Annotated in this window: 16 protein-coding genes; 3 read left to right on the top strand and 13 right to left on the bottom strand. The window is 38.8% G+C overall.

Translation table 11 applies throughout. The features are described 5' to 3' along the window. The first annotated feature begins 556 nt into the window (after positions 1–556). A complete protein-coding gene (locus tag V7K45_RS31325) occupies positions 557–1,183 on the top strand; it encodes a CPP1-like family protein (RefSeq protein WP_335009637.1) in 627 nt (208 codons plus the stop codon). A gap of 154 nt (positions 1,184–1,337) precedes the next feature. On the opposite strand, the gene V7K45_RS31330 is transcribed toward V7K45_RS31325, so the two are convergent. From V7K45_RS31330 to V7K45_RS31385, 12 genes are all read right to left on the bottom strand, one after another. After that, the gene (locus tag V7K45_RS31330; protein ID WP_335009639.1) at positions 1,338–2,030 is read right to left on the bottom strand and encodes an HAD family hydrolase; all 693 of its coding nucleotides are present in this window, start codon (positions 2,028–2,030) and stop codon (positions 1,338–1,340) included. Positions 2,031–2,149: 119 nt separating this feature from the next. Then, positions 2,150–3,208, bottom strand: coding sequence for a 4-hydroxyphenylpyruvate dioxygenase (gene hppD, locus V7K45_RS31335; protein ID WP_335009641.1), 1,059 nt, complete (start codon positions 3,206–3,208; stop codon positions 2,150–2,152). Between the two features lie 106 nt (positions 3,209–3,314). After that, complete coding sequence (locus V7K45_RS31340) at positions 3,315–4,019, bottom strand: SDR family oxidoreductase (protein WP_335009643.1); 705 nt, start codon at positions 4,017–4,019, stop codon at positions 3,315–3,317. An 81-nt stretch (positions 4,020–4,100) separates the two neighbouring features. Further along, positions 4,101–5,378 carry an IS1/IS1595 family N-terminal zinc-binding domain-containing protein gene (locus tag V7K45_RS31345; RefSeq protein WP_335009645.1) on the bottom strand — a complete coding sequence of 426 codons (1,278 nt, stop codon included), beginning with the start codon at positions 5,376–5,378 and terminating at the stop codon, positions 4,101–4,103. 186 nt (positions 5,379–5,564) lie between these two features. After that, positions 5,565–6,344 carry a phosphate ABC transporter ATP-binding protein gene (locus V7K45_RS31350; RefSeq protein WP_335009647.1) on the bottom strand — a complete coding sequence of 260 codons (780 nt, stop codon included), beginning with the start codon at positions 6,342–6,344 and terminating at the stop codon, positions 5,565–5,567. Between the two features lie 419 nt (positions 6,345–6,763). Further along, entirely contained in the window at positions 6,764–7,543 is a 780-nt protein-coding gene (gene pstB, locus V7K45_RS31355; RefSeq protein ID WP_322669961.1) for a phosphate ABC transporter ATP-binding protein PstB, read from the bottom strand. A 78-nt stretch (positions 7,544–7,621) separates the two neighbouring features. Next, entirely contained in the window at positions 7,622–8,503 is an 882-nt protein-coding gene (gene pstA, locus V7K45_RS31360; RefSeq protein WP_335009650.1) for a phosphate ABC transporter permease PstA, read from the bottom strand. 77 nt (positions 8,504–8,580) lie between these two features. After that, positions 8,581–9,555, bottom strand: coding sequence for a phosphate ABC transporter permease subunit PstC (pstC, locus tag V7K45_RS31365; RefSeq protein ID WP_335009652.1), 975 nt, complete (start codon positions 9,553–9,555; stop codon positions 8,581–8,583). Between the two features lie 177 nt (positions 9,556–9,732). Next, a complete protein-coding gene (gene pstS, locus V7K45_RS31370) occupies positions 9,733–10,776 on the bottom strand; it encodes a phosphate ABC transporter substrate-binding protein PstS (protein ID WP_335009654.1) in 1,044 nt (347 codons plus the stop codon). Between the two features lie 296 nt (positions 10,777–11,072). Next, a complete protein-coding gene (locus V7K45_RS31375; RefSeq protein ID WP_335009656.1) occupies positions 11,073–11,891 on the bottom strand; it encodes a DUF6745 domain-containing protein in 819 nt (272 codons plus the stop codon). A 44-nt stretch (positions 11,892–11,935) separates the two neighbouring features. Then, complete coding sequence (locus V7K45_RS31380) at positions 11,936–12,505, bottom strand: Uma2 family endonuclease (RefSeq protein WP_335009658.1); 570 nt, start codon at positions 12,503–12,505, stop codon at positions 11,936–11,938. Between the two features lie 102 nt (positions 12,506–12,607). Beyond that, positions 12,608–13,561 (bottom strand): stage II sporulation protein M, encoded by a 954-nt coding sequence (locus tag V7K45_RS31385; protein WP_335009660.1) that lies wholly within the window; start codon positions 13,559–13,561, stop codon positions 12,608–12,610. Between the two features lie 80 nt (positions 13,562–13,641). Between V7K45_RS31385 and V7K45_RS31390 the strand changes: the two genes are divergently transcribed. Then, the gene (locus V7K45_RS31390; RefSeq protein ID WP_335009662.1) at positions 13,642–14,487 is read left to right on the top strand and encodes a hypothetical protein; all 846 of its coding nucleotides are present in this window, start codon (positions 13,642–13,644) and stop codon (positions 14,485–14,487) included. Positions 14,488–14,532: 45 nt separating this feature from the next. Beyond that, complete coding sequence (locus V7K45_RS31395) at positions 14,533–15,318, top strand: RDD family protein (RefSeq protein WP_335009664.1); 786 nt, start codon at positions 14,533–14,535, stop codon at positions 15,316–15,318. Positions 15,319–15,373: 55 nt separating this feature from the next. Here V7K45_RS31395 and V7K45_RS31400 read toward each other — a convergent pair whose 3' ends face one another. Then, the gene (locus V7K45_RS31400) at positions 15,374–16,162 is read right to left on the bottom strand and encodes a DUF1868 domain-containing protein (protein WP_335009666.1); all 789 of its coding nucleotides are present in this window, start codon (positions 16,160–16,162) and stop codon (positions 15,374–15,376) included. Between the last annotated feature and the right edge of the window lie 83 nt (positions 16,163–16,245).

Here is a 16,245-nt window from a genome sequence, read left to right on the forward strand (position 1 = left end):
CTACGGTATAACAATCCCGATCGCTCAAAAATAAATACTGTAATCAGGATTGTAGGCAATTAGAAGGCGAAACTTCTGTTAGCCAACAGTATATAAGCGCTCTGACTTTAACTGCAACCGTTCTTGATAGCAAGACACCTTCTCGATCCCAGTTAGGTGGTAACTTAAAACGTTTCAATTTTAAATCGATATGTGGATATATACCACCAGCGATTATTCAGTATAATTAAAAAAAACTATTTTAGGGCACAGTAAGTTGCCAAATTTGAAATATTAAAGTTGATTTTTTCATAAAAACCATGACTTTTAGGTACTCTCCGTTCAAATTCTAGATTAGAGCCAGAATTAGACAACGACATGAGGGTATACACGGAGTTATAGCGATATGTTAAAGTGACTATAGTTGAAATTACAAAGTCGATCAAACTAACCCGTGCTACTATCCTGGTAGGGCATATAAATAGATCGAGACTTTAGTTTCGATCAAAATAAAACCTAAAGCTGTTTTTTTTCGATAAAAGACTGCCGCTGATTGAGGCTGAAGTAACAAACTCCCATGAGCGATCAAAATCCCTACGAAAAACTTGGGGTATCAGAAGAGGCTAGCTTCGATGAAATTCAGGATGCTCGTAATCGCCTATTCGAGCAACATAATGGCGACGCCAAGCATTTAGAAGTGATTGAGGCGGCTTACGATGCGATTTTAATGGATCGCTTACGGATGCGCCAGGAAGGTAAAATCAAAGTCCCTGAGCGGATACGGTTTCCAGAGTTGCGAGTGCAATCGCCTCCTAAAGAAAGTCCAACCCCTCGCGAGCAGTCACCCGCATGGCTGCAACGGATGCTGGATCAGCCAACGCCTGCGGATATACTCTTACCAGGAGCTTGGTTTCTCGGTTTGAGTTCTATTAGCCTGTTCTATCCAGAGGGAGGCGATCAGGTTTTGCAGTTAGCATTGGTGGTTGGCGTAGGCACTAGTATTTACTTTCTTAATCGCAAGGAAGGCAAATTTGGCCGAGCAGTTTTGTTCACCCTGGTCAGTTTAATAATTGGCCTAATCGTTGGGGGACTAGTTGCTAGTTGGCTCTTACCACAAATATCATTTATCACTCTGGAAACGAATCAGTTCTCTACTGTAGTGACGTTTATATTGTTGTGGTTAGTTAGTAGTTTTCTACGTTAAACCACTGCCGTAAGCAGGTTTCTATAAAGAAGACATGGTTTATGTGTGTTCTTCTAAGATAAAAAAGTCAGGAGTCAGAATAGCTATTCTGACTCCTATTTTAATTTGCAGCTCGAATGTTGATTAATTGAATATGTTGCACGTACAGAGCCTTTTAGACAAGGTGTTTAGCTTTTAGAACTAAATCTACAGCAGCGCTAAAATCCTGAACAATTAAGTCGGGGTGGTAAAGTTCTAGTTGGGTGCGATCGCGAATCCCGGATTCTACAGCCATCACCTTAACCCCATAATTTTTAGCTGCGGTGATGTCGGCTTCCGTATCGCCTACCATCCAGGTATCAGCAGCCGGAGGGAGTTCTTTTAATGCCCTAGCCATTAACAAGGGCTTATCTTCAATATCGCGAGTTTTAACGTAGTCGTTACTCAGACAATAACAACGATTTTCTGGGAAAAATTGGCCTAAATCATGTTTTTTAAAGGCATAATCTAGTTCTCGAACTCGGCGCATGGTCATAACTGCCAAATCAATTCCAGCTTGTTGTATTTTTAACAGTGCATCCACAGCACCAGGCGCGAGGGTGTCATAGTCAAAGTAGGGTTCTGTATGCACAGTTTGTCGTCGCAGTTGGGCAAATTCTTGGGCTTGAGCTTCGTCTAACCCGGAATTTAAGGCGATTTGTTTTTCGGGAACACGCGATCGCTTTAACTGCCAAAATTCCGCTTTCGGAAGTTCTTGCACTACTTGGTTTGGGCGACGGGTTTTATCTAAGCAAAATTGATAAACGCGGTAGTACCGTTCAGAAACATCAATAATTGGGCCGTCGAAGTCAGTAATAAGTCTTAGCATCGGCGGTAAAAGTTAATTTTTATTAAGTTTATCTCAGATGTATAGCTATTTTTTGAGGGTATCAAGTCTAGCTAAAGGTTTTTTTGTAAACTCTTTTTAAGAAAGTATCGACAATGACCTCATTGCAAAGTACCGCGTTTAATTTGTTCGCTTTCAATGGCTTCAAATAAGGCGCGAAAGTTACCTTCGCCAAAACCTTGAGCTTGGAAACGGCGTTCAATAAACTCAAAGAAAAATGTCGGCTGTTCAAATATTGGCTGGGTGAAAATTTGTAGTAATAAGGGTGCGGTATTTCCTCCTTCTACGAGAGTATCTTCTTGCCAGTCCACCAGTATTTCCTGTTTAGCGATCGCTTCTAGTTCTAGAGGTGATAGCGTGATTCCTGGTCGCTGTTTTAGCTGCGAGTAGTAGGTTTGCGGAACCGAGAGTAAGGATAAACCACTGGCACGAAATTTAGCGATCGCATTCACAAGATTAGTCGTCCGCAAGGCAATATGTTGAATTCCTGGCCCCCGATTGACATCTAGGAATTCCTGAATTTGAGAATTCTTGGAAGCAGGTTCATTAATTGGCAATTGGACGCTACCGTTGCGCGAAACCATCACCTGGCTGTGTAAAGCAGAGTGATTGGTTTTAATTTTAAATGCCTGCTGGGGTTGAAAATCTAGAATTTTTTCGTACCAAGCCACAGCACGATCCAATTCACCAACTGCTACGTTTAGCACTACGTGATCTATGGCGGTAAAAGTGTTGTCATTAGTCATTTGTCCTTTCTCAAAAACCGATGACCTTTCTATCAATGTATGAGTCAGTCCACCCCAAGCGGCAATTTTGCCACACTTGAGGGATGCCGTACCTATTTGGCGTTCCTGAATAGGTTTTAGGATTGTAGCACCGTGTTTTTGAGCTAGTGCGATCGCGCCTTCGACATCTTCGACAGCAAAAGCGACATCTGCCACACCAGGTGGATATTGACGCAGAAATTCAGCTACTGGACTTGTAGGCAACAGGGGTGAAGATAGAAAAAAGCAGACACTACCATTTTTCACCACTTCTGTACAAGTATGAAATGAACTGATGCGATGATCGGTTACTGCTTGAAAACCAAGATGGCGTACAAACCAATCTCGCCACACTTTGGCGTCTTCTACATAGAAATGAACGCGATCAATTTTCATAGGTATTGAAAATCAAGCATAACAGTTTATATATCTGTAAATTTTGCCTTTTTTGCTAGATTTTCACGTCCTTCCTAAGCAATAATTATGTACACGTACTCCCCCTTTAAAAGAACAGATGACTGTCAGGTTGAATATTAATTTCCATTGGTACAGCTTGCGGTTCGGCAGAAAGAGCAAAGAAAATCGCATTGGCAGCAGTTTCAGGACTAAGCATTTTTTTTCGATCTACTTTTAGGTTGACGTTATCCCAAAAAGGAGAATCTACCCCACCAAAGTAGAATAGCGTGAACTTGATACCAAAACGCTTGAGTTCCTCTGCCATGCACTTGCTAAAACCGACAACACCAAACTTAGAAGCCGAATAAGCCGCTGCCATCCCCATCGAATGCTTACCCAGAATTCCTACTACATTACAAATGTGACCAGACTTGCGCTTTTGCATTTCTTCCGCAGCCGCTTGAGTGGTGTAAAAGCTACCTTTTAAGTTGACATCTAACATCTTGTCTAAATCAGCGGGTTCCAGGCTGTTGTAGGACTTGAGTATACCAGCACCAGCTGCATTCACTAAAATATCAATTTGACCAAACTCAGCAATGGTCTTTTCTATCAAAGTATCTACCTGTTGGGGGTCAGTAATATCGGTGGGAACAGTCAAAACTTGTCCTGGTAAATCAGCAGCCAATGTGGTTAAACGAACTGTATCTCTCGCAGCTAGTACCAACCGGACTCCAGTAGGCGCAAGTTTTTGCGTTAAAGCTGAACCAATACCACCAGTAGCACCGACAATAACAACAACTTTATCCTGCATTGTATTATTTACATTTATTTACATGTTTTTACATAATACAGAATTACAGGCTCAGGTTGTGCGTAAACATTTAAAAAGTATCTATTGGGAGAGTAGCGGCATTACTTCATATTCCTTGCCATTCATTTTTAATGTAAATGTGGAAGATAATTCTAAATACTTGGTAAAAGTGGAACCTAACTTTAATTTTTTAATAATTGAATTAGGAGATTCTCCGGTTATTTTACGTAACTCTGAGCCTAGTTTAGATACAGATAATTTAGTTTGGGGAGACTTAATTTGTATATCTTGAATGATTTTTAAGAGTAATTTATCTAATGTTTTTTCATTAGTAATTTCCACAAAATCTTCTTCTAGAATAGATTGTACAGATAAATTATCTATAATAGGGAGAATTTCCTCCATTTCTGTTTGCTTGGGATGAGATTTATTAGTAATATTGGATCTTTCTTGAAATAGACTTGCAATAGTTGTTAACCTGTGTAATCGAGTATTAATTGAGTCTTGTTCATTTTTAATTAAATCTTGAATTTGCTCAACCACTTTTTCCAAAGATGGAACTTCTGTTGCCATTGCTAAAGAATAATGAGTTAATTTGCCAGTATTCCGGTTTTCTATATGCAAAGTTTGCCCTTGTCTACGTACCCAAGAGACAATTAATCCTTGGTTTTGGAGTTCATTGCAAAGGTGAATTAAAATTCCATCGCTAGAACAGACTAATATTTCTTTAACTGTTGAATAAAAACGTACAATACAAGCACCGAAAGCGATCATTTTTGCATCAGCACTATCCTTACCCTCTGGTACATGGACAAGTTGATAGCCACGGTTATATAGTTCAATATCTTGCTTTCCAATACTTGGATTTTTCCAGTTGGCAAATGCCATTTTAAACTGGAGGGGGTACTTGCAGATACTAGCTAAAAATAATTCCGAATTAATATCTAGTTTTAAGTTCTCTGCATCCAAAAGTAGAAGCGATATCCCTGTTTCTAATTGATCTTTTATTTCAGCTTTTTGTTGAATTTTTTGGATAAATTGGCTGAAAGCAGCAGATTCTAACCAACTAGGCGATAATATCGTTTGCAGCAGTTGTTCAGCTAATGTCAAACTAAAAGAGTTAAGGCTTTTCTCTGTGATTTTTTCTTCGGGTAGGTTTTTTACTAAAGAAAGTTCCGTCGTTTCGGCTGTAGATACTTTAGTATGTCCGTTACTGTTAGCAAGTAAGTCAGTTTCTAAGGAACGAGAGAATGCAGGTTCTAGGAATTGTTTACCACAATTTTTGCAGAGGTAATTCTGCTTGTCATTCCGACGACCATTTTTACGATATGAAGTAGATTCGCACCGGGGACATTTCATTTTATGATTTAGGTGGTCTAGAGCAAATACTTGTCTTTAAATATATAGTATAAAAACATACTGTCAATATCAGATTGCATTGCCTAACCCTAGAAAAATTGAAAGCAAGCGGAAATTCAATCTAATCCCTCATTTCCGCTTGCACTATGTATTAACCCTCTGAATAGCTAGAATTTAAGAAACGCTTCAACCGACGCGAGCGAAAACATAGTCGCGGGTGCGAGAATCGACAGGGTTAGTAAAGATTTTATTGGTAGTACCAAATTCAACCATTTGAGTAATACGATTTTCATTACTATGAAAGAAAGCCGTAAAATCAGATAGGCGAGTAACTTGCTGCATATTGTGAGTAACAATCACAATTGTCAACTCAGAACGCAAGTTATGGATCAAATTCTCGATTTTCATACTACCCATAGGATCGAGACCTGAACAAGGCTCATCCATCAAAAGAACATTCGGCTTGACCGCTAAAGCACGAGCAATACATAATCTTTGCTGTTGACCACCAGAAAGCTCTAAAGCAGATTTATGCAGCTTATTTTTCACTTCATCCCAAAGTTCGGCAGCTTTGATGGCAGATTCAACAATTCCATCTAATTCTACTTTCGGATGCCATCCAATTAACTTCACCCCATAAGCAACATTATCGTAAACGCTCATGGGAAATAGATTTGGTTTGGGAAAAACCATGCTAACTTGGCGACGTAAGCGATTGATGTTAACGCGACGCTCATAAATACTCTGCCCAAAAAATTCTACTCTTCCTTCAACTCTTACTTCTGCCTCTAATTCACTCATGCGATTTAACGATTTAAGAAAAGTAGACTTCCCACAACCACTAGAACCAATAATTGCCGTGACTTGGTTTTGGTAAATATCCATTGACACGCCTTCAACTATCTTTTGAGTGTCGTAAGAGAAGCTGAAGTTTTTGACTCTGATGGCTGGAATTAGTTTACTCATATTCCTAAAACGTGTGAAACAAAACTTGATTAAGTAAAATAGTACAAATCAGCAATGCTGTTTCACTATGTTACTGCCAAAATGAGATATTCATGGAAATTACGTACCTATACAGCAAATAAAGTGTTATTAAATATTTGTATCAAGATTGTGTTCTAAAGTTTATCGTTTACAGACTTTTTATACCCATCTTTTGCACCTTGACCTATATACCATCCTTGCTTATGAAAAAGGATTAGGTTTAGTTCGATTTAAAATATCTATGTAGAAATCAAGACATGAATATCATATATCTTCATGGATAGTGAGGAGTTATTTTTTTATAAAGATAAATTAGTAAATTTTTTAAATTACATTTTATGAGTATCTTTTACTGCAAGCTAGATCGACAAAATTAATAAGTCACGCTTGAAAGTATCTTAACCGAAACGCCCTGAAATGTAGTCGCGGGTGCGAGGATCGAGTGGGTTGTTAAAGATTTGCTCTGTAGCGCCAAATTCAACCATTTGACCAATCCGACTTTCATCGGTGCTAAAGAAAGCCGTAAAATCAGAAACGCGAGCGGCTTGCTGCATATTATGAGTAACGATCGCAATTGTCAACTCAGACTGTAAACTGTGGAGTAGTTCCTCAACTTTCATGGTGGCAATGGGGTCAAGAGCCGAGCAAGGTTCATCCATCAGCAGAACTTTCGGCTTGACTGCTAAAGCACGGGCAATACATAATCTTTGTTGCTGACCACCAGAAAGCCCTAAAGCTGATTTATCGAGCTTATCTTTGACTTCATCCCAAAGAGCAGCGCTGTGAAGTGCAGATTCGACAATTTCATCTAATTCTAATTTTGAATGCCTACCTGCTATTCTCATCCCGTAGGCAACATTTTCGTAAATGCTTATCCCAAAAGGATTCGGTTTTTGAAACACCATACCAATTTGGCGGCGTAACCGATTGATGTTGACACGACGATCGTAAATATTCTGACCAAAAAATTCTACATCTCCTTCAACTTTGACAGGCCCTTCTAATTCGCTAATGCGATTAAGAATTTTGATGAAGGTAGATTTTCCACAACCACTAGGACCAATAATTGCGGTTACTTGGTTCTGATAAATATCTATCGACACCTTTTCAATAGCTTTTGTTGTCCCGTAGTAAAAACTGATGTTTTTAACTTTGATAGCTGGAATTAGGTTACTCATGCTTGCCCAAAGTGCGAAATAAAAATTTATAAAAACAGAATTCAGGAGTAAGGATTCAGAATTCAGTATGAATATGCTTCAATTTCTTTTTCTCTGCCTAATAACTAAGCGAGAGAGAATACTGACAGATAAAATTAAGCTGAGTAGAACTATAGAAGTAGTCCATACCAATTGACTTTTTTGTGGATCGGGGTCGTTATAAAGGTTAAAAATCAATACTGGTAAAGAAGCTGTAGGACTTAACAATCCTTCTGACCAATCTAAACTAAATAAAGCAGTAAAAATTAAGGGTGCTGTTTCACCAGCCGCACGAGCTACAGCTAATAAAATACCTGTAGTAATTCCGGGGATTGCAGTAGTTACAACAATGCGAAAAGTAGTTTGGAAGCGAGTTCCACCTAAAGCAGCGGAGGCAAGGCGTTGAGATGTGGGAATCAGTTTTAAGGATTCTTCTGTTGTCAGTATAATTACAGGTAGCATAATCACGGCTAAAGCAAAACCACCTGCGATCGCACTAAATCCTTTAGTTACCAAAACTATCACACCATAAGCAAACACGCCGACAACAATTGAAGGCACGCCTGTCAGAATACTAGTAACAAAACGAACGATACTAGCAACTGGGTTAGTTTGACCAAATTCTGCTAAGAAAATTCCTGTCATGATACCTGTGGGAATGCTGAAAATAGCACCAATTGCCACCATGATTATGGTTCCCAAGATGGCATTGCCAAAGCCATTATCAATAACTGCTTTGACAAACATTTCTGATTTCAGTCCAGATATTCCTCGGATAAAAATTTCCCACAAAATTGATAATAAAGGAATGAGTACTAGACCTGTAAGACCAAAAGCGATCGCACTCATTGTATAGGTAAATATTACTCGCTTTCTTGGCAGAGGACTGCATAATTCTGCCGCCAAAGACTCATCTTTTTCTGACTGAATGTAACCACTCATAAGTTTGACAAAGTTTGATTGATAATTGTCTTTTTACACTGAGATATTTATAGAGATTTCAAAGCGATATAGTGTTTTTAATTTTTCCTGCCAACCCACTTTACCAAGATGACAGCGCCAATATTTACAGCTAAAGTCAACCCAAACAAAATCAATGCTAAATAGCTTAAAGCACCTATATGCAAACCCGGTTCAGCTTCAGCAAATTCATTAGCTAATACAGAGGGAATTGTATAAGCTGGATCGAGTAAAGAAGCGCTAATTTGAGCAGAGTTACCAATCACCATAGTGACGGCCATTGTTTCACCCAAAGCACGTCCTAAAGCAAGCATTGCTGCACTTACTATTCCAGAAAATCCAGATGGTAGCAAGACTCGAAAAATGGTTTCCCAACGAGTGCCACCCAAAGCCATAGATGCAGTACGTAATTCTTTAGGGATAGCCATTAAGACATCACGACTAATTGCTGCCATTGTGGGCAAAATCATGATGGCGAGGATAATTCCAGCAGTCAACATATTAGTCCCAGAAGGATCTTCTGTATTAAACAGTGGTATCCATTTAAAAGTACTAGCTAACCACTTTTGTAAAGGTTCTAGAACTGGAATAAAGACAAAAATCGCCCATAAACCAATAATGACACTGGGAATTGCAGCAATTAATTCAACAACAAATGCTAGGGTGATTCGCAGCGATGAAGGTAAGAAATTTTCACTTGTGACTAAGGCTACTGCAATTCCCACTGGGACAGCAAATAAAATAGCGATCGCACTACTGACCAAAGTTCCATAAATATAGGGTAATGCACCAAAAATTTGATTACCTGTATCCCAATCTTGTCCCCACAAAAACCCCATTCCAAACTGCTTAATGGCTGGTAGAGCTTCGTGTAAAATTACCCAACTCATCAAAAATAGTACTGCAACGGTAATCACAGCAAAAAAGTATACTAGCCGTGTAAAACCTTGGTCAAACCAAAAATTTGTGCCGCTGGTAGCGGTTAGATTGAAATTTTCATCGCCTAGATTTGAATCATCTGATAAATTTGCCATTACAAATCAGTAAAATAGATTTTTTATGACTGGTAGAGCGAGTTATTAACTCAGTCTATTAGAGGAAGTAATAAAATAATCCCCCTAAACCTCTTAAAAGGGGGATATATTCAAAGCACTCTTCCCTTTTTAAGGGAATTGGGGAATCTCTTTTGCGTAATTTCTAAAAATTACAAATTAAGGCTTGATAGAGCTATTCACTGTCTGAAGCACTCGATTTGCTACATCAGATGGAATTTTGGTGTAATTAAGATCGTCGTTATACTGTTGGCCGTCTTTCAATACCCAATTAATCCATTTCTTAATTGCATCAGCTTTAGCAGCATTAGCATACTGTTTGTAAACCATCATCCAAGTAAGACCGACAATGGGATAACCTTGTCCTGGATCTCCTATAAAAACGCGGTAGTTGTCTGGAAACGTGACAGTTGATAAAGCTGCATTTGCAGATTCTAAAGAAGGAGCAACAAATTCTCCGTTCTTATTTTGTACCAATGCTGATTTCAGCTTATTTTGGACAGCGTAGCTATATTCAACATAACCAATAGAACCAGGAGTACGAGCTACTATAGCAGCTACGCCTGGATTGCCTTTGCCTTTAAGGACATTTGGCAGATTCCATTTTGGAGCAGTGTTAGTTCCAACTCTGCCTTTAAAATAACCGCTGATGGCACTCAAGTGATTCGTAAAAATGAAAGTTGTACCGCTACCATCAGCACGAACAGCAAATTTAATTGTTTGATTTGGTAGATTAGCACCTGGATTATCAGCTTTAATTTTCGCGTCATTCCATTTGGTAATTTGACCTGAATAAATTGCTGGTAGTGTAGCGCGGGATAATTTAAGATCGTTAACGCCTGGAAGATTGTAAACAACAGAAACAGCACCGCCTGCTGTAGGTACTAAGATTGCACCATTCTTGACTTTAGCAATTTCATCATCTTTCATTGCAGCATCACTACCACCAAAGTCAACGGTTCCAGCGATGACTTGACGAATACCGCCACCACTACCAATTGCTTGGTAATTAATTTTTAAGTCTGGATATTTTTTCTTCACTTCACGAGCATAGCGTTCGTAAAGCGGAGCCGGAAAAGTTGCTCCTGCACCATTGAGAGTTTCAGCTTGTGCGATCGCACCAAAAAATGGACTAAGTGCAACAGAAGTTGTCACCATTGAAGTAGCAACAACACGATTCAATATGGCGGTCGAAAAAATCATATTACCTCTGATTAAAGGAATATTTTACTGCTGTTATTCCAGTCTTAAGTAGGCTACATTTTTTATGGTTAAATCTTATTTAACAATTGATAAGTAATAAATTAAGATATGTTTAAATATTAAGTTTAAGGATTTTATATTATTTATTTTGATTGACTAAATTATTTGATTAAAAATTAATAAAAATTTTGATTTAAATAATTAAAATTTAGTAAATCATGCAATTTAAAAATTTTCACTTCAGTAAAAAAGAGATAAACACAGATGTTTATCGGTGAGTCCCTGAAATTGCAAATCTAAACAGACTCAGGATCTTGCCCCTGATAATATCGCTCTTCTTGAGAAGGATGTCTTCCGTGGTAAGCATAAACACTATAGCCATCAGCAAATTGAAAAGCAGGTTCCCCTTCAGCATGAAGTATATTGTCTTCGTCAAAAGACAACTTACAAGGGCGATCGCAGACTATACAAACCTTTTCAAATTGGAATATAAAACCACAATGTTGCATCAACTCTTGAACTACATTCCATTTTTTCTTGTCGTGTTGAATGTTAAGAACTGAGATACAAAAATCTAACATACAACCCAAAATTGCCCGTTCTGCTGGTCTAGTCAGGTTATTTGTAAAGTATGAAATATCAGTAAATTCAAGTTCAAGCTTGTCGAGATCGGTAATTAGTTGATGTTCAAGACATCTCCCTGTATATGGAAAGTATGAAACTAGTGGATGACTATGAGTTGAGTAGTACGGATATTCAGGGTGTTGAACTTGGTTCCGCAATCTGATAAAGAGATGCTCGTCAAGTTGTTGCATTATTCCATGTAGAAGGTGATCTACTACTCTTTTAAGGAATTTGATGTGGATATCGCGCCCTAGATATACCTTAAAGTTCTCAATAGTAAGAATCTTCTTAATTGCCGTCATCGGACTGCTATAGAATAATATCTCAGGTTCAGGATAATCACTCACCGCATAAGCAGCTTTGATTATTGCTGCGACTTGTTCTTGCTCAATTGATTTAGTTGATATTTGTATCGATCGCCACTTATCTCTATAGATAGGAAGCATTGCCTCTTGTTCATCAGATAGTTCGGTGATGATGCGTTTTGGCATATTTTCAGTGACAAAATAGTAAGTTAGCTCGAACGAAATATTTATTACACAATCACCTTTAACCACCCAAAAATATCACCTACTGTCAACTGTAACCCCTGACAGAACTCTGGCATCGGTAAAACAGACTCAATTTCCTCAAAAGGTAAAGGTTGTTGTCCCACAGGATAAGCAGCAATGAATCGCTCATCAGGGTCAATTAACCAACCCATTTGAGTTCCGTGATTGAGAGCGTGTAAGATTTTTTTTGTAACTTTTGTATGGCTTTGTTCGGGGGAGAGAATTTCGATTATCCAGTCGGGTGCTAGAGTAAATGTATTGGCAATATCACCATTTTCGTCTACAGGAAGCCTTGCCCAAGAGAATACAGCGACATCGGGAACTATAGAGCGTCCTGCAAAAGTGCAACGTAATTCTGGAAAAGCCCAACCCATTTTTTGGACTTTGATAACAGAATTGATTGTCGGACAGAGTTCTCCTTGAATAGTGCTATGTTTTCCTTGAGGCATAGGTTTTGGAATAATTTGACCGTCGATGTATTCGCAATAAGGTTTAGTTTCTGGTAGGGCGAGAAACTCTTCTAGGGTCAATATTTTATTTGATGTTTGTACCATGATCATCCTAATTTCAACTTATGATGATTGTTTTACATAGTTAGTATTTACCTTATTCTAAAATATTTTTTAAATTTAGCAATTAGCTGCCATCTAAATATTTCATGCTTTCTTGCGGCTACAATACATTACCAAAAGTATAAATAATCCTATTCCTGCCAAATATTTAATTGCATCGGGTACATTAGGATTAGGGGAGAAAAAGCCTTCGATCGCACCAGCAATAATTAACATGGGTACAATTCCAAATACTAGCTGCACCGCTTGATATCCATAGAATTTCAGTGCATCTCCACGGCGATATTTACCAGGAAATAAAATTGCTCTTGCTAATAAAAATCCCGCACCCCCAGCAAAAAAGATCGCCGGTAATTCTAAGGAACCATGCGGAAATACAAAGGCCCAAAAAGGATAAGCCAGATTATTTTGACCGACTAAAGTACTAACAGCGCCAATTAATAAACCATTAAATACCATCAAATAGGCTGTGTATGCTCCACCTGTCATCCCACCGGCGACAGCGCCAAAAGACACCGACAAATTATTGATTGCGATCCCGCTGGATGCCAGAGGTTCAACGCCGACAATTGAACCCATCCATAATTTATGCTCATCTCGCACTTTGGTAATCAAGCTTTCAGGTACAATCAAAGGCATAAAACTGGGGTTTTGCCAGGAATACCACCAAGCCACTAGTGCGCCTAATAGAAACAGCGCCGTTGCCGCAGCAATATATACAAATGTTTTCTGGACTACAGATGGTAATCCCCAACGATAAAATTCTAGGATTGCCTGCCATTCTTGTCGCCGCGAACCTTGGTAAATCTGCGTGTAAGCACGAGTTGTTAAAGATTGTAAACTTTGGATTAAAGTATTGCCGATTTGCTGAGTGCGGGCACGTGCCAAATCTGCTGCTACAGAACGATACAAACTCGCTAACTCTCTAATTTCTGCTGCCCGTAAGGACTTTAACCCTTTTTTTTCTATCTGCCTTAACAGGGCATCCAAACGCTGCCAATTCGGTTCTCGTCGCGCAATCCAACGTTGAATATTCATGAATTTTGGGAACACTGAGTTTAACTTAGCTTAAGATAGCCTCAAATTCATCTCCGTAATTTCAAGGCAAATTTAGCATTATGTCTGAAAACTTTGGATCTTCCGGTCAGATACAACCACTGAGTATTGGTAACGTTGTCAGTGCTGCGGTAAAGTTGTATCGTTCTCATTTGAAGACTTATCTTAATCTAGCTGCGATCGCACACTTGTGGGTTCTAGTTCCTGTGTATGGTTGGGCAAAATATGCAGCCATTTCTGGACTAATTTCACGCTTGGCTTTTGGAGAATTGATTTACCAGCCTGAAGGTGTTCAAACTGCCAGAAGCCATATTAATCCACGTCTTTGGTCATTTTTAAGAGTTGCTTTCCAAGTAGGTATATCTTTACTGATAATTTATATTGGATTAGCGATCGTGGGCGGTGTGCTAGGTGCGTTGATCGGAGGAGTATTAGGAGGGATATTTGGCGTTAGTACAGGTATTACAGCCATAATTATAGGAGGAATTGTAACGGTAGTTCTTGTGCTGTTAGGACTAACCTGGTTCTACTCCCGTTGGATAGTAGCTGAAGTGCCCTTAGCAGTTGAGGAAAATATCAATGGTGGCGAAAGTCTTGCCAGAAGTTGGGAGTTAACTAAAGCCTCAGTATTTCGCATTCAAGGCATTGTTTTAGTTGGTTTTATCGTTACATTGCCGTTGGTGTTTGTATTAAACTATATACCTAGCTTATTCCTAATCAGGCTTGAGCCTGGTACTGCTATTTACTCGATTGTTAATCTTATTTCTGTAATTGGAAGCTTGATCGGTGGAGTTTTAGTCATGCCATTTTGGCAAGCACTAAAAGCTGTTTTATACTTGGACTTGCGTAGTCGGCGTGAAGGTCTAGGTTTGCAATTACGAGAACCTCCCTCGCAAGATTTTCGTTAACTCAACATCTTAATCCAACTCTATTAATTTTGAATTAGTTAAAATATGCGCTTTTTTAATCGCATCACATTCCAGACTCCAGAAAGTGTAGAGTTGGAATTCACTCTAGCGGGAATCGGTAATCGAGCTTTGGCACTCCTGATTGACTATACAGTGTTGGGTGTAACTTTGCTTCTGTTTGTCCTTACTTGGAGTGTCTTCTCAACACAGCTGTTAAATTTTGTTGAATATTATTTTAAAAATTTAATAAGTTTAGATATTTGGTTGTTAGCAATTTTCTTCATTATCGCCTTTGCAATTTACATCGGCTATTTTGTATTTTTTGAAACCTTATGGTTTGGGGAAACTCCTGGTAAACGGTTTGCTAAAATTCGTGTAGTTCGAGATGATGGTAGACTCATCGGGTTACAACAGGCAACGCTACGTGCTTTACTGCGACCCTTTGATGAAACTTTATTTATTGGCGCTTTTTTAATTATGTTGGGTAGCCGCGAAAAGCGCTTAGGTGATTTGGCTGCTGGCACAATTGTCATTCAAGCCCAAACACCGACTGCATCTGCAAGATTGACAATTTCAGAACAAGCAAAAGGACTTCATGAACAGTTAATCGAAATTGCTGATTTATCGCAATTGATGCCAGATGATTTTGCTGTTATTCGTGAGTATTTACTGCGGCGTGGTGCAATGTCGTTAAAGGCAAGAGCATCACTATCTCTAAAGCTAGCCGAGCAAGTTAAAGCTATTATTAATTTAGAAAAATTGCCAGAAGCTGTTACGCCTGATGTATTTTTAGAAGCAATTTACCTCGGTTATCAACAACCGAAATTTTAAGCTAATTAAGAAGGAGTAGTCAGTAAGTGCAAACTACTGACTACTAACTAATTACTTAAAAATCTAAAATCGGCCAGTCTGGTTCACGATAATAGTGTGTCATGTTGTCAAACTTTCGTAATTCAACACGATCGATCAAAAATTCCGGCAAATTCAACAGCCATTCTTCATTCAATTGAGAAAGCATAGTGCTGAAGTTTGTGCGATCTAAGTCAGATGGAACCTCCCCAAAATAGGCTAATGTAACATGGGCTGTGAAGTGATAATGCTGCTCAATACCCAAGGCAATTAACTTGGGATTTTGATAAATTGTTCGGCGAAATTGAATAATTTCCTCGTAACAGCGTTCATCTTGGGGGACTAAACAAATGGCTACAGCTCTTGGCATCAGTATTAGTCCCAGCATTTGCCATTTAATTGGATGACTCCTGTTTGTCATCAATTGTTGATATTTTTGAAATATTTCAGCTAAACAAGAGTGTAACTCCTCGTCAAATTTAGAATTTTTTTCGTAGGCATCAAGGTAAGCATTGTCCCAAATCAAATCCGCTAAAGTCAGATGGAAGCTAGCAGGAGGTACAGGTACAATCAAATTACGGTTTACAGGCAACTGCAAAAGTTCCTGTTGATAAGTTTGTAATTTGGCATAGAAAGCAGAGTTGTGTGATTCTTCTTCTGCTGGCGGGGTAATTAGCGTATAGCCAGGAAAGGATGCCGCTTGTCTCAACCCAGAATTTAGCTGAAATTTAGAAGATTCCTGAATATGCTGGGCTTGGGATCTGTAGGCTTCTGGCAGCGTCAGTCTTGCTAACCGATTTAAGTAAGTTTGATAGTTGTCGTCCAATCTTCATAGCCTCACGCTCTCACTTGATAGATTTTAGGGAAAATTACCTTGATTAAGAGAATGATTTCAAAAGTATTTAATTT

It is taken from the genome of Nostoc sp. (assembly GCF_036917375.1).
In the GTDB taxonomy this organism is placed as follows: Bacteria; Cyanobacteriota; Cyanobacteriia; order Cyanobacteriales; family Nostocaceae; genus Nostoc.